Source organism: Pseudofrankia saprophytica, from assembly GCF_000235425.2.
Taxonomy (GTDB): Bacteria; Actinomycetota; Actinomycetes; order Frankiales; family Frankiaceae; genus Pseudofrankia; species Pseudofrankia saprophytica.
Genome location: NZ_KI912267.1, coordinates 1284127 through 1298089, shown reverse-complemented (window position 1 = coordinate 1298089; position 13963 = coordinate 1284127). Strand labels below are relative to the sequence as shown.

The following is a 13963-nucleotide window of genomic DNA, read 5'->3' as shown; positions in this document are numbered from 1 at the left end:
GGATCCTGATTCCGCTCCCGGATCCTGACCTCGACGGGCGGTGGGCTCGCGCTGGCGAGCCCGCCGCCCGGTTCCCTGTGTCCTGTGCCGAGGCCGGACGAAGACGGGAGATACCACAGACCGGTCCCGTGCCGTGGAAAAGAACGGTGGGAGAAGAGCCTCGGCGGGAGGGGTGTTTGCGGTCGGCGTGTGGCCCGTATTGTGATCGGAGCTGGCTGGCGTTGGTGGCTGCCAGGGAGCCGCTTCAGGAGGGCCGCCGCTCGCGTGGGTGCATGCGCGGGCGGACGGGAATGCTGCCATCATCCTCTTGTCGGACGGGGCTCGGCGAGGGTGAGCAGGCTGATTCGGGGGAGTACCACGATGCGCGGGGACGGGCGCGCCGGGGGCGCTGGGCGCGGACCCCGGCTGGTGGGCTGATGGCCGACGACCCGTCAGAGAAGGTCCTGGACGTCGGCAGGCCGTTGCGGGCCGAAGATCCCCGCGTCGTCGGGCGGTACACGCTGCGGCGCCTGCTGGGCGCCGGTGGGATGGGCGTGGTGTACCTCGGGCAGGACACCGTGAACGGGCGGTGGGTCGCCGTCAAGCTGATCCGTCCGGACATTGTCGAGGAGCCGGAGTTCCGCGCGCGTTTTCGCCGGGAGGTGGGCAACGCCCGCAAGGTCCGCGGGTTCTGCACAGCGGAGCTGCTCGATGCCGACCCGGATGGCGAGCCCGCGTTCCTCGTCACGGACTACATTCCCGGCCCGACGCTCAGCCAGGCCGTCGCGCGGGAGGGCCCGCTTGCCGGTGCGGCGCTCGAGCAGCTGGCGGTCAGCGTCGCGACGGCGTTGACGGTCATTCACCGCGCTGGCGTCATCCACCGCGACCTGAAGCCCGGAAACGTCCTGCTCTCGCCGACCGGCGCGCGAGTCATCGACTTCGGGATCGCCCGCGCGCTGGACTCGACGTCGGTCATCACCCAGGAGCTCAGTCGCCTCGGCACGCCGGCGTTCATGGCGCCGGAACAGGTCCGTGGCGAGCTGCCGACGCCGAAGGTCGACATCTTTGCCTGGGGTGGCATCGTCCTGTTCGCCGCCACCGGGCGGACCCCGTTCGACGGCCCGCAGGAACTGGTGCCCTACCGCATCGTGACCGAGGAGCCGCCGCTCGACGCGCTCGACGGGCCGCTGCGCGCGGTCGTCGCCCGCGCGATGAGCAAGCAGGTCGAGCAACGGCCGACGGCGACCGAGCTCTACAGCCTGCTGCTGGAGCTTCCCCACCCAGGCGCGGACGAGCCCGTCCCCGACGGTCCCAGGCGGTTCCCCGCGCCCACCGGAAACCCGAACCTCCCGACGTCGCCGCGGCTCCCACCGCCCCAGCAGCCGCCTCCCGCGTCCACGGGTCCACGCACGCCGCCGGGTCCGCACACGCCGTCTGGCGGCCCGTCCACACCGTCTGGCCCGCGCTCGCCGTCTGGCCCGCGTACGCCGCCAGGTCCGCATACCCCGTCCGGGCCACGTACCCCGTCCGGCCCGCGTACGCCGCCGGGACCGCACCCGCAGTCGGGGCCGCATACGCCGCGCCCGCCCGCCGAGCGGACGGCGCCCGACAGCCGCCGCGACGGGACGGGACCGTCCCTGATCGTGCCCGCGCCACGGGGACGCCGCCGGCGGCGGAGCTTCGGCCCGGTCGCCATCGCCGTCACCGGGCTGCTTCTGGCCGCCGTGGTGGGGCTGTTCTCGGGGGTGCCGGCCGCCGGACTGGCGATCATCGTCCTCACGGGCGTCGTCCTGCTGGTGCGCCGGCTGCGGCGGCTGCCGACCTTCACTCCCCGCGGCTCCACCGACCCCGGCCGGATTCTCGCCGGCGACCTGGCCGTGAGCCCGGACGGCACGACGGCCGCCGCGGCCACCGACACCGGCGTCCGGATGTGGTACCTGTTCTCGCCGGTGCGGCCGGCCGTTCTCGGTTCCGGCTCCCATCCGGCGTACCGGACGGCCGTGTTCAGCCCCGACGGCCGGATGCTGGCCGCCGCGGGTCAGGCCGTGGAGCTGTGGGACGTGCGGCTGGGCCCGATGTCCACCCCGCGGCAGCTGAGCACGCTGCCGGCGGGAACGGGCAGGCTGGCGTTCAGCCCGGACGGCCGGCTGCTCGCCGTCGCGGCCGGCCGGGCGACCGGTGCCAACGTGTGGCTGTGGGAGGTCAGCTCACCGGACCGGCCCAGGCTCCTGGCCACGCTGGGCATCCCGGCGTCCGACGTCGTGTTCAGCTCACGCGGGCGCGTCCTGTTCACGGCCGACGGAAACCGCGGCCAGGGGATGGTGAGCGGCTGGGACATCGGCGCCAAGCCCGCCCAGCCGACCGTGCTCGGCCGGATCGAGACCGGTGGGTCCGCCGTCGCGCGCCTCGCGCTGAGCCCCGACGGCACGCTGCTGGCGACGGGAGCCACGGACAGCGGCGTCGCGCTGTGGGACGTGAGCGACCCCGCCGAGCCGGTCGCCCGGGCGACCCTGCTGCGCCGCCGCGGCGGCGATGACGACCGGCCGCAGGTGTCGTTCAGCCCCGACGGGACCCGGCTGCTGGCCGTGTCCGCCACGCTGCCGCCACGCCTGTGGGACGTCAGAAACCCCACCCGGCCCCGGGCCACGTCCACCGCTCCCAACGCGCACTACCAGGCCGTGGCCGCGTTCATCCAGCAGGGCCAGGCCCTGCTGACCGCCGACCGGCAGGGCGCCATCCAGCTCTGGGCCTACCGCTGACGGGCGACCTGGTCGGGGAGGCCGCCGCGACAGACGTGGCGGCCTCCCCGGTGACGGTCGTCGAGGGTGGGGTCGCGAGGTGGGTCAGCCGGCCGCCGGAGCGGGAGCGGTGGCGGCGGCGTGGTCCTGGACGGCCTTGCCGATGGCGGCGGCGGTCTGGTTGCGCCACGTCTCCGACTTGCCGAACTGCCAGTTCTCCGAGGCGAGCGGGGCAGCGGACGCGCCGGTGAAATGTGGGACCACCTCACGTGCGAACAGCTCGTAGCTGTGCCGGGTGGCTTCCTGGTCGGCGAGGTCGGCGGCGAGGAGCAGGTAGCCGCCGAAACCGCCGGACTGCTGCCACAACCGCTCGATCTGCGCGATCGCCATGTCCGGGGTGCCGCAGATGAACGAGCCGGTCGCGTTGCCGTGCTCGATGCGCTCGGCCAGCGGGGTCGACGGGTCGAACGGTATCGGCAGCACCTTCGACTGGTAGGTCTGCACGGCGGTGAGCCCGTAGGCGACGTCCTTGGCGGCCTGTTCGACGGTGTCGGCCAGGTGCATCTGGCCCATCAGCCGCCAGCCGCGCCGGTCCATCGTCTGCCCGTGCCGCGCGGCCGTCTCGCTCGCGACCTCCCAATGGGAGCCGAGAATGTCGAAGCCCGCGGCCTGGCTCGCGGCGATGGAGAGCATCCCGGCGCCGAACCGGCCGGCGGTGCGCGGGCCGGCGGGGGAGAAGGTCGCGGCCACGGCGATCTCCGGGCGCGGTCGGGTGTAGGGGGCGAGCTGCAGCACCGCGTCCCGCAGAGTGAACCAGTCGGTCTGCCGGGTCACCGGCTCATCACCGGCGAGCAGCGCGACGACGGCCTCGAGGGACTCCTCCATCATCTCGCGCTGCCGGTTGGTGTCGATGCCGAGCATGTGGGCGTCGGAGGCGAGCTGGCCGGGGCCCACGCCGAGCATCACCCGGCCGCGGGTCAGATGGTCGAGCAGGACGATCCGGTCGGCGACGTGCAGCGGATGGTGGTAGGGCAGCGAGACGACGCCGGTCCCGAGCCGGATGCGGCGGGTTCTCGCGGCGGCGCTGGCGATGAAGATCTCCGGCGACGAGATGATCTCCCAGCCGCCGGAGTGGTGCTCGCCGATCCACGCCTCGTCGAAGCCGAGCCGGTCGAGGTGCTCGATCAGGGACAGGTCCTGTTCGAGCAGCAGCGTCGGGTTGCGGCCGGCCTGGTGGAACGGCGCCAGGAAGATGCCGAACCGCAGTGGCCAGCGCGCTCCCGCCGCGACCTCGTTGGTGATCGTGTGGGACAGGGACAAGACGAGCCTCCGGCGACGAGAAGCGAGGTGAGCGGTCAGGTGGCCGCTGGCCGGCGGCCGTTGGCCGGCGAACAGCGAACGGCGAACGGCGAACGGCGAACGGTGGTCAGGGGACGAAGGGGCCGCGTCCCATCTGGTCGCGAACGGTGACCACCGCCGGGTTGGTCAGCGCCCGGCGCTGCCAGTTCGCGCCGTCGACGACGAGCGTGTGCCCGGAGATGAACCGGGCATAGGGCGAGGCCAGGAACGTCGCCGCCCAGCCGAGCTCGCGCGGCCGGCCGACCCGCATCGCCGGCTGGGCAACGGCCTTGTCATGGGTACGGGCGAGGTTGGCCTGAATGTCGGTCGTCATGTCCTCGTGCGGGAAGAGCCCGGGAACCAGCCCGTTCACCTGAATCCCGTACGGCCCCCACTCGACGGCGAGCGTCTCGACCATGTTCTTCACCCCGGCCTTGGCCGCGGCCGAGTGGGCGAAGCCGGGTCCACCCGTCCAGGCGTAGGACGCCCCGACGTTGACGATGGAGCCGGGCCGACCGGCGGCCATCAGCCGGCGGGCGAACTCGCGGGCGCAGAAGAAGGTGCCGTTCAGGGTGATGTCGACGACCGTGCGCCAGGCGTTCGGTGACATGTCCTCGGCCGGAACGGGGAAGTTGGCGGCCGCGTTGTTGACGAGCACGCCGGGCAGGCCGAACGCGGCTTCCGCCGCGTCGAACAGGTCGGCGACGTGCTCGGGGTCGCGGATGTCGCAGCGGCTCGCGAGGACCGGGGCGCCGAGCTTCTCCATGGCCTCCCGGCCGGCGTCGAGATGCTCCGGCTTCCGGCTGCCGATGACGATCGCCGCGCCGAGACGGGCGAACTCGGTGGCGATCGCCCGGCCGAGCCCGGTGCCGCCGCCGGTCACGACGACCGCGACGCCCTCGAAGGTGCCGGGCGGTAACGCGCTCTCGCCGGCGCCGGGCGGCTCGGACAGCCCGATGACGCCTTGAACATCGCCGGTCCCGCCGGTCCCGCCTGCTTCGCTGGCGCCGCCGGTCGGGTTCGTTCCCGTGGGTCCGTTGCCGGTCATGTCGTCAGCTCCCCGTGTATCGGGGCGGGCGCCCCTCGGCCCGTGCCGTCCGCATCTCCGCGATGTCGTCCGACCTGCTGATGAACGTCTGGAAGATCAGCTCGTCCGCCATCGACGAGCGCAGCGCCGGCTCCGAGAGATGGCGGATCACGCCGCGCGCCATGTTCACCGAGACCTTCGGCGCGGCGGCGATCTTCTCGGCCATCTCGCGCACCGTCCTGTCGAGCTCGTCGGCCGGCACGACCCGGGAGACGACGCCGTGCGCCAGCGCCTCGTCGGCGCCCATCGCCCGGCCGGTGAGCACCAGGTCGCTCACCACGCCGTGGCCGCAGATCTGGTAGAGACGGCCGATGCCACCGGTGTCCGGGATGACGCCGTAGCCAAGCTCGGGCAGCATCATCCGGGCTCCCTGGGCGGCAACCCGGATGTCGCAGATCAGGGCCCGTTGAAACGACGCTCCAATCGACCAGCCCTGCATCGCGACCAGGATCGGTGCCTCGATGTCGAGCGCGCGCAGGATGCCGCGGTGGCCGCGTTTCATCAGCTCGTGGTGGCTGATCTCGACGGCGCCGCCACCGATCGCGGCGACATCGCGGCCCGAGGAGAACGACTTCCCCTCCGCCCGCCAGATCACCGCTCGCAGGTCGCGTCGTGCCGCCAGCTCGTCGAGGATCTCGAAAAGAGCGAGGTCCATCGTGTCGTCGAAGGCGTTGTGCTTGCCCGGGTTGTTGTTCGTGATCGTGGCGATCGGCCCGTCGATCTCAAGCCGGACCCGTTCGTCAGCCATGTGCGCACGCCTTCCGCCTCACCAACGGCCGCGAAGCCGACCCAGGAGCGACCGGCGCTCTGGCCCCGGAGCGGACCGCGGCTCACGGCCACCAGAAGTGAGACGCGAGCGGCCTTCGCCTCGGCCAGGAGAGCCAGCTCGCTCGCCAGCCGCCCCGTCGTTGTAACAGGGTTCTACCTTCACCGTGTCTTCTGTCGCAAGTGGCGCGGTATGGCCACCACCCCGTCTTCGCTACGTCCCCGGTGGCCCCGATGGGTGCCTGGTCGCCAGATGGTCTGATGGGCGGCACACGGACAGGCATGCGCGGCGAGGTGGGGCCGCGCCCGAGGGTCGCCGGTCAGGGCGGCGGTGAGGTGGCATCCGATGAGGACCAGCCGGCTGGAGGCGTTCAGCGACGGCGTTCTGGCCATCATCATCACGATCATGGTCCTGGAGCTGAAGATCCCCGAGGGCCATGACTTCGCCGCGCTGCGGCACGCCGCCGGCTCGGGCCTGCTGACCTATCTGCTCAGCTTCGTCTACGTCGGGATCTACTGGAACAACCATCACCACATGTTTCAGCTGACGCGCCAGGTCACCGGGGCCGTACTGTGGGCGAACCTGGGGCTGCTGTTCTTTCTCTCGCTGTTCCCGTTCACCACCGCCTGGATGGACGAGAGCAAGTTCGCCCACAGCCCCGTCGTCCTGTACGGCGTGAACCTGATGCTCGCCGCGATCGCGTACTACGTTCTTCAGATGATCATCATTCGCGGGCAGGGCTCCGATTCACCGCTGCGGCGAGCCGTCGGCCGGGATGTGAAGGGCAAGATCTCGCCGGTGCTGTACCTGACCGGCATCCTGTGCGCCCAGCTCGTCGACCCGCACGGACACGTCGGCGTCGTGATCGCGGTGGCCTGCTACGCCGCCGGGGCGCTCATGTGGTTGATCCCCGACCGCCGCATCGAACACGCCGTCCGCGAACTCGGCACCCCGGACTGACGGTCACCTTCCGGCCGGCCTCATGGCGGCTGGGGAGCTACGCGAGCCGGCGGGTGAGGGCGGCCTCGAGATGGGGGAAGCCGATCCGCTCCTGTTCCAGGCGGATCGCGTCACCGTAGGCGTGGCTGACGAGGTCCTGGTGAAGAGCGGCCTCATCGGGGGTCAGGCGGGGCAATGGGGCGCGGTGCTGCGAGGGTTCGCGGACCCACTGGTCAGGGTGCGCCAGCAGCGTGGCGCGGTCCATCAGGAACGACTCGGCGTCGGGTATCTCGGCGCGTAGCCGGTCGAGGATGGCGAAGCCGTGGGTGTCGAGGTCGCCCCAGTACAGGACGCGGCGGCCGGCGAACCACGGGTGCGCGGCGAGGCCGGTCAGCCCGTAGCCGCCGCCGAAGACCGCGGCCGCGTCGGGCACGTCAGGGAAGGCCAGATAGGTGATCTCGTTTTCGAGGACGAACACGGTGCCGACGTTCGGCGCCGCCGCCGCGAGGTCCTCGATCCGGACGCCCAGCTCGCCCACGCCAGGCAGGCGGTTCACGGTCGGGTCGAGGGAGCGGAACCGGACGTAGGCCGGCTGGCTCCGGAACCCGTATCGCCGGGCGAACTGGGCACGAGGAACCGCTTGGTCGACGGCGCCGTCCGGCAGCAGCAGGTCGAGCAGCTCGGCGAGCAGCGCCCGGTGGACCTCGATGAACTTGGTGTCGACTCCCGGCACCGGCACCTGGCGCAGGTATCGGCCCTGGCCGCGTTCGCGCATGAGCCACCGGGTCGTCGCGAGGATCCTGGCCCACTGCTCGGGAGTGTGCTGGAGCACGCGGGCCGGATGGGTGTTCACCCAGTCCACGAGCGCCGCGGCCGTGGCGGAGCCGTCGCCGGGCCCGGTCGTGGGGGTTCCGCGGAACCGGGGCACGGTGCCTTCGCCGGGGTCGGACGCGGCGGCCTCCCGATGTCCCGTCGCGCTGGCCTCCACGAGTCCGCCCGCGGTGAGGCTGCGGCCCTCGCCCGCGGTGAGGCGGCGCAGCTCGGTGAACCGTCGGACGTCGGCCGTGACCTGCAGGAGCCGCCACAGCGCGTCCCAGCCACCGTCGACGACCAGCCTGGCCGGGATCTTGTTCGTCCCGATGCTGCGACCGCCGACGGTCCTGGTCGGCAGCCGGAAGTCCGCCGATCGGTCTTCGGCGGCGAACCACTCCTGGCTCCAGGCCCGCGCCTCGTCGAACCGTTCGGCCAGCTCACCGACCGCCGGCCCTCGCAGGGGAACCTCCACCGTCTCGAACGGTTCGCCCTTGGCCCAGGCCGCGAGATACTGGCCGCTCTCCCACCGCCGGCGCAGGCGGGCCCGCGCGTCCGCCAGCGTTGTCCATCCCGCCGCCTTCGTCCCCGTCCTCGTTGGCCGTGCCACCGGGTCGCCGGTCACCGCGTCACCAGCCGCCGCCTCACCAGCCGTCGGGTCACTGGGCGGTGGCCAGCTCGGCCGCGAGCCGGCCGACCCGCCTGGCCCGGTATTCCTGGACGGTCAGGTTCTGCAGCCGCGAGTAGCTACCGGACTCGTTGTCGACGAAGCCCACCGACGACACGTGCCGCTCGATGACGTGGATCTTCTGCAAAGGAGTGACAATCAGCAGCTGTAGCCCGAGGCGTTCGAACAGGCCGAGCGCGAACCGGGTCGACGCGTCCGACCCGCGGCCGAACGCCTCGTCGATGACGACGAACCGGAAGGTGCGCGGCCCGGAGTCGAGCTTGAACTGGTAGGCCAGCGACGCCGCGAGAATCGTGTAGGCGAGCTTCTCCTTCTGCCCGCCGGACTTCCCGCCCGAGTCCGTGTAGTGCTCACGCTCGGTGTCGTCCGCGAGCGCCCGTTCCGATGCCGAGAACACGAACCAGTTGCGCACGTCGGTGACGCGCCGGGTCCAGATCCGGTCGGCCTCGGTCTGCCCTTCCCGCCCGCGCAGCCGTTCCACGATCTTGCTGACCTGCAGGAACTTCTCCTCCGAGTACTGGTCGGCCTCGCCGCCGCCGGAGAGCGACCCCTCAGTGCAGGCCCGTAGGTCCGCGCGGAACTGCCTGACCTCGGTGTTCGGGGTGTCGTCGAGTTCGAGCCGGATGAAGGTGCCCTGGTTGTACTCGATGGACGTCAGCGACTCGTTGATCGTCGCTACCCGCCTCCGGATCAGATCGCGCTGCCTGTTCAGCTCGGCCTGGAACGTCGCGATGTCGCGGATCGTGTTCACGTTCAGGTGGGTCTTGAACTCGGTCTCGAACCGCGGCAGGTCGTCGCGAACCAGCCGGGCGTGCAGCTCCCGGTACCCGCCGATCGACTCCACGGAGTCGTCGAGCTCCGCGGTCTCCAGCGGGTAGGCCTGCCGGAACCGCCCCATCTTCGCGACGAGGCGCCGGCTGGTGGCGGCGCGGCGGTCGCTGACCTGCCGCGACTCGTGACGGATGGTGTCGTCGAGCCGCCGGCCGGCGTCCACCCATTGGCGCGGTGTCGACGGACGCGGCTCGGTCAGCCGGGCCGCCAGCGTGGTGAACGAGGCGCTCGCCGGCTCGAACTCGGCCGCGGACAGCATCTGCTCGCATTCGGCCAGCTCGGTCTCGGCGTCACCGCGGCGCGCCTGCAGCCCGCCGAGGCGGCGGCGCAGCTCGTCGCCCTGCTCGTCGGCCCGGGTCAGCTCGTCGGTGAGCGCTCCGAGCCGCTGGGTGATGTCCGCGAGCTCCGCCGACGCCTTCTCGAGCCCGGCCTTCTCCGCGGTCAGCGCGTCGATCTCCTGGGCGACCGAGCGCCAGTCGAGCTCACGCCACGCCTGCGTGTCCGCGAGCAGCCTGACGTTGGTCTCCCGAGCGCCGAGCGCCTCGATGTCCGCCGCGACGGCGCCCAGGCGGTCGGTCATCTCCGAGAGCTCCGCCTGCACCTGGGCTGCCCGGGCGACGATCGCGGCGATCTTCTGCTCGTTGCTCCAGCCCAGGACGTACTGCGTTCGGTCGTCGACCCGCCAGCGGTCGTCCTTCTCGTGCCGGCCACCGGTGTGCTTGACCTGCCCGGTGCGGGTGACGGCCTTCGCCGCGCGGCGGAAGTCGTCCATGGTGGCGACGCACTCGTGGTCGGCCCGTGACTCCAGCTCGCGCCGCAGCCACGGCAGGAACGGCGAGTCGGACCTCAGGTCGAGGCGGTCGACGAGCAGCGCGTTCCCGCTCGCGGACTGTCGCTGCCTCGGCGGACCGGCGGCCGACGGCACCCTGAAGTAGATCAGCCTTGCCCGCAGATGGTTGCGATCGATCCAGTCGGAGACGGCCCGGTAGTGCCGGTCCGGGACGAGCAGTGAGAGCCCGAAGCCGTGCAACAGCCGTTCGGCGGCTCCTTCCCACTCGCGGTGCTCGGGCGAGACCTGGATCAGCTCGCCGGCGAACGGCAGCTCCGCCGCGTCGAGACCGGTCTCGGAACACAGCCGCCCACGCAGTTCCAGGCTCCGTACGGGAATGTTGCTGCGCCGCTGCCGCAGGCTCGCGATCTCGTCCCGCAGCGCCCCGGACTCGTCGCGGATCATCCTGCTCCGGACGTCCAGGTCCGACCGGCGTCCCTCCAGCTGCTGGCGTTGCCCGGTCAGCCTCTCGGCGAGCCGGGTGAACTCACGACGCCGCGCGTCGAACTCGCCGGCGTCGCTGACCGCGTCCAGACCGAGCGTGACAAGCCGGGCGTCGAACACGCGTGCCCGGGCCTCGCGGGCCTCCCGGTCCTGGTCGAGCCGGCCGAGTTCCCGCTCGATCTCACCGAGGCGGCCGCCACCGAGACCGGCGCGCTGGAGCTCAAGGCGCTTCTCGTCCGCGCGCAGCGTCCGGACCCGGGTATCGAGGTCGCCCGCGCGCACCGTGTCCTGCTCGATCCGCACGTCGAGCTGGCGGATCTCGCCGCGCAGGAACGCCGCGGTGCGGTCGGCGACGAAGTACCGCACCGCCTGGGCCTCGGCCGCGAGCGAGTGTTCCCGCCCGCCGAACTGGTCGTACTCGTCGCAGTCGCCAAGCAGTGGGGTGAGCGTCTCGAGCTGGTCGCGGGCCCGGCGCACGGCCGCGTGCGCCCTGGTCAGGTCCTCGAAATGGGCGACGAGCTCGTCGACGCGCCGGCCGACGTCCTGCTTCTCGAGCATGTGCGCGCGGACGAACTCGTTGAGGTCGCCGACGGACTTCATCGACACCGTCTGGTGGAACAGCTCCATCGCCTGCTCGGACTCGACGGCGAGCAGGCGCCGGAAGGCACGACCGTAGCCGGGAAAGCCGTCGTGGACGTCGACGCCGCCCCTGCGCAGCTTGCGCTTCAGCGCGGGAATGTCCTCACCGAAGTCGGCGAAGTCGGCGGCGATGCCCAGGTCGCGTGCGGCGGTGGCGTAGAACCGTTCCGGCTGCCCGGTGTCGTCCGCCGGCTGCCAGAAGACCTGGGCCAGGCTCGCGGTCGCGCCCAGCGCCTCGTTGACGAACACCCCGAGCAGCACCGAATAGGTGCTGCCGTCGGTCCGCAGCCCGACCGGACGGGATCCGCCGGACGACTCGACGCGTTCGGACTTGTAGTGGCCCTGGACGTAGGAGCGCAGCGTCCGCTCGCGGGACTCGGCGCCGGCGGCCCGGTTGTAGGAGATCCGCTGCGCGGGCAACAACAGCGTGGTGACCGCGTCGACGACCGTCGACTTGCCGGAGCCGATGTCGCCGGTGAGCAGGCCGTTGTCCCCGCCGACCCGCAGCGTCCAGACGCGGCGGTGGAACGTGCCCCAGTTGAGCAGCTCGAGCCGGTCGAGCCGGAAGCCCGGCCGCGGTGGCGCGGCCGCTTCCGCCTTGTCCACCGCGGCCACCCCATCCGCGTCGGCCGCGGGCGGCGTCCGATGATCGTTCTCCGAGCGAACGGCGGTCATGCGTCCTCCTCGGTCGAGCCGGCCAGCGTCCGCGCGTACCGGGTGAGGCCCTCGTCGAAACCCGACAGCCACTGGGCGTCGACGAACGCCTTGAGGATCCGGCGCACCTCGTACGTCTCGTCGGAGCCCGGCAGCTTACGCAGGAACCCCAGGTCGACGGCCTTGCCGAGATGGGCGTCGATCTCGTCGACGAGCCGGGCCTCGTTGCGGCCGGCCGGCAGGAACATCCGCATCATCTCGACGAGGTCGGCGCGCGCCAGGACGAGCCGCGTGTCGGCGTTGTCGGTGTCGAACTCGGCGAGCCGCTTGCGCAGCAGGGCGAGCAGCAGGCTGACCGGGAACGACAGCGCCCGCCGGGCGATCAGCCTGGGCACGGCCTCACCGTCGTCGCCGTCCGGGCGTGACCGCAGGAAGGCATACCCCTCCGCGTCGTCCACGATGACCTGCAGGCCGAGCACGGCGACGTAGTCGGAAACCCGCGCGCGCAGGCCGAGCAGGTGGCGCCACACCTTCTCGTGCTGGTCCCGGTACACCGGCCCCTTCATCAGACTGGTGACGACGAGCGACAGGTTGAGGTCGGACAGGGGTGCTGTCGCGGCCCGCGCGGACGAGGTGGCCCGCCCTCCGCCCGGGGCGCTCGCGGGCTCAGTCATCCGCGCGGCCCTCACCGGCCGCGGCGATGCCCGCGCCTGACGCGGCGGCCGTGTCAGGCGCGGCGGCCCAACCGGCGCGGACGAACGTCACGCGCGGAACCGTCGCCACCCGCACCACCCCATCGTCGCCCTCCCAGGTCAGCTCGTCCGTGGCGCCGTCGTCGAAGACCACGCTGAAGGCCTCGTCGCCCAGGGAGAGGTAGGCGACCAGCTCCGCCAGGCCTCGCTGGAGCGGGCGGTCCACGAGCAACGCGGGGAGGCCGACTCGGGGCCGGCTGGCCAGCGCGTCGCGTACGGCCGTCAGGAGTTCCGCCTGGTCGACGTGGACCTGGTCATAGAGCGCGTCCGAGTCGAAGTCGCCGTCACCCGCCGCCAGCCCGGTGCTGTCGATCACCGTCCGGCGCTTCGGCGCGTACAGCCGGCGCTCCATCGGCAGCACGATCCGGGGCGCCGTCTCGTCCAGCTCGGCCCCGGGCAGCGGCCCGGGAGCGTCGCGCAGCTGGAGGGCGTGCGCCTCGATGCCGCGCAGGATCTCCCCGATCCGACGGTTCTCCAGCCATACTCGATCGTCGAGGAAGCGCCGCAGCTGCGCGGACAGCAGCCGCACCGTCGCCTGGGTTCGCTCGCCCGCGGCGAGCCAGTCGTGGTGAATCGTGCCGAGGCGCGGGTCGGCGCCCGCGAGCGCGGGAAGCTCCAGGACCTGGTCGAGCAACGCCGTGAACCGCGCCTGCCGATCCGCCGAGAGCAGGAAGTCGTAGAAGGCGCCGAAGCTCCTGCCCTGGTCGGACTCGGTGATGCTGCCCCGGCTGCGCAGGACCTCGTCGAGCAGCTCGCCCTTCGCGCCGTCGAACGAGGCGATCTGGACGCGCAGGCTCCGGTCGAGCTCGCGGAAGTTCGTCTCGACCTGACGGAAGTCCGCCAGCAGCTCGCGTGCCATGTCGGCGAACTGCTGGAACCGGTCCCGCTGGGCCGACGGGTTTAGTACGTCGAGCTCGCCGCGGCTGACCCGGTCGATCTCCCGGTCGAGCGCGTCCCGCTGGCGCCGCAGCTCCTCGAGGCGCCGCCCCGGGTCGGTCTCGGTCCCGAGCGTCATCTGGCGGAGCAGGTCGAACAGGGTGTTCAGCCGCGACTCCGTGCCGACGAAAGACCGCGCCCGCAGCCCGGACAGGAACGACACGACCTGCTCCAGCGCCGGGGTCGCGTCGAAGTGTGGCTCGTCGGAATCGGGTGGGTAGTACTTGCGCAGCCAGCCCTGCTCCGCGCCGGCCCAGTCCTCCAGGTAGGCCTTCGCCGACCGCGGGTAGGTGCCGTCACCCAGCTGCTGGTTCAGCGTGTACAGCGTGTCGTCGAGCCGGCCGGCGAGCGTCGACGCGGCGATGTCGCGGACGTTCTCCTCGACGAAGACTTGGGCGAGGAAGCTGACGACCAGCGGGGCGTGCTCCGCGCGCAGCAGCCGCCAGGCCGGTCCGCGCCGTAGCAGCTCGACCGTCTCGTAGTCCAACTGGTCGTCCAACGGACGCCTCCTCCCGGTCGCCGCGATCGTAGGT

General features: G+C 72.0%; 9 protein-coding genes. 2 read left to right on the top strand and 7 right to left on the bottom strand.

Features of this window, described 5'->3' with window-relative positions:
• The first annotated feature begins 416 nt into the window (after positions 1 to 416).
• On the top strand, positions 417 to 2738 hold the full coding sequence (locus FRCN3DRAFT_RS0239935) for a WD40 repeat domain-containing serine/threonine protein kinase (RefSeq protein WP_007506753.1): 2322 nt from the start codon (positions 417 to 419) through the stop codon (positions 2736 to 2738).
• A gap of 84 nt (positions 2739 to 2822) precedes the next feature.
• On the opposite strand, the gene FRCN3DRAFT_RS0239930 is transcribed toward FRCN3DRAFT_RS0239935, so the two are convergent.
• From FRCN3DRAFT_RS0239930 to FRCN3DRAFT_RS0239920, 3 genes are all read right to left on the bottom strand, one after another.
• The gene (locus tag FRCN3DRAFT_RS0239930; RefSeq protein ID WP_007506751.1) at positions 2823 to 4037 is read right to left on the bottom strand and encodes an LLM class flavin-dependent oxidoreductase; all 1215 of its coding nucleotides are present in this window, start codon (positions 4035 to 4037) and stop codon (positions 2823 to 2825) included.
• A gap of 106 nt (positions 4038 to 4143) precedes the next feature.
• Positions 4144 to 5103, bottom strand: a complete 960-nt coding sequence (locus FRCN3DRAFT_RS0239925; RefSeq protein WP_007506750.1) for an SDR family oxidoreductase — start codon at positions 5101 to 5103, stop codon at positions 4144 to 4146.
• A gap of 4 nt (positions 5104 to 5107) precedes the next feature.
• Complete coding sequence (locus FRCN3DRAFT_RS0239920) at positions 5108 to 5890, bottom strand: enoyl-CoA hydratase/isomerase family protein (protein WP_007506749.1); 783 nt, start codon at positions 5888 to 5890, stop codon at positions 5108 to 5110.
• 363 nt (positions 5891 to 6253) lie between these two features.
• Between FRCN3DRAFT_RS0239920 and FRCN3DRAFT_RS0239915 the strand changes: the two genes are divergently transcribed.
• On the top strand, positions 6254 to 6868 hold the full coding sequence (locus FRCN3DRAFT_RS0239915; protein ID WP_007506748.1) for a TMEM175 family protein: 615 nt from the start codon (positions 6254 to 6256) through the stop codon (positions 6866 to 6868).
• Positions 6869 to 6905: 37 nt separating this feature from the next.
• Here FRCN3DRAFT_RS0239915 and FRCN3DRAFT_RS0239910 read toward each other — a convergent pair whose 3' ends face one another.
• Genes FRCN3DRAFT_RS0239910 through FRCN3DRAFT_RS0239895 form a run of 4 tightly spaced genes read right to left on the bottom strand, consistent with a single transcriptional unit; the run spans position 6906 to position 13929 of the window.
• A complete protein-coding gene (locus FRCN3DRAFT_RS0239910; protein ID WP_007506747.1) occupies positions 6906 to 8282 on the bottom strand; it encodes a Wadjet anti-phage system protein JetD domain-containing protein in 1377 nt (458 codons plus the stop codon).
• A gap of 34 nt (positions 8283 to 8316) precedes the next feature.
• Entirely contained in the window at positions 8317 to 11763 is a 3447-nt protein-coding gene (locus FRCN3DRAFT_RS0239905) for an ATP-binding protein (protein WP_007506746.1), read from the bottom strand.
• The gene (locus FRCN3DRAFT_RS0239900) at positions 11760 to 12416 is read right to left on the bottom strand and encodes a DUF4194 domain-containing protein (RefSeq protein ID WP_007506745.1); all 657 of its coding nucleotides are present in this window, start codon (positions 12414 to 12416) and stop codon (positions 11760 to 11762) included. Before FRCN3DRAFT_RS0239900 ends, FRCN3DRAFT_RS0239905 begins: the two co-directional genes overlap by 4 nt.
• Positions 12409 to 13929: a DUF3375 domain-containing protein gene (locus FRCN3DRAFT_RS0239895; protein WP_007506743.1), complete on the bottom strand. Its 1521-nt coding sequence runs from the start codon at positions 13927 to 13929 to the stop codon at positions 12409 to 12411. Before FRCN3DRAFT_RS0239895 ends, FRCN3DRAFT_RS0239900 begins: the two co-directional genes overlap by 8 nt.
• Positions 13930 to 13963: the final 34 nt, after the last annotated feature.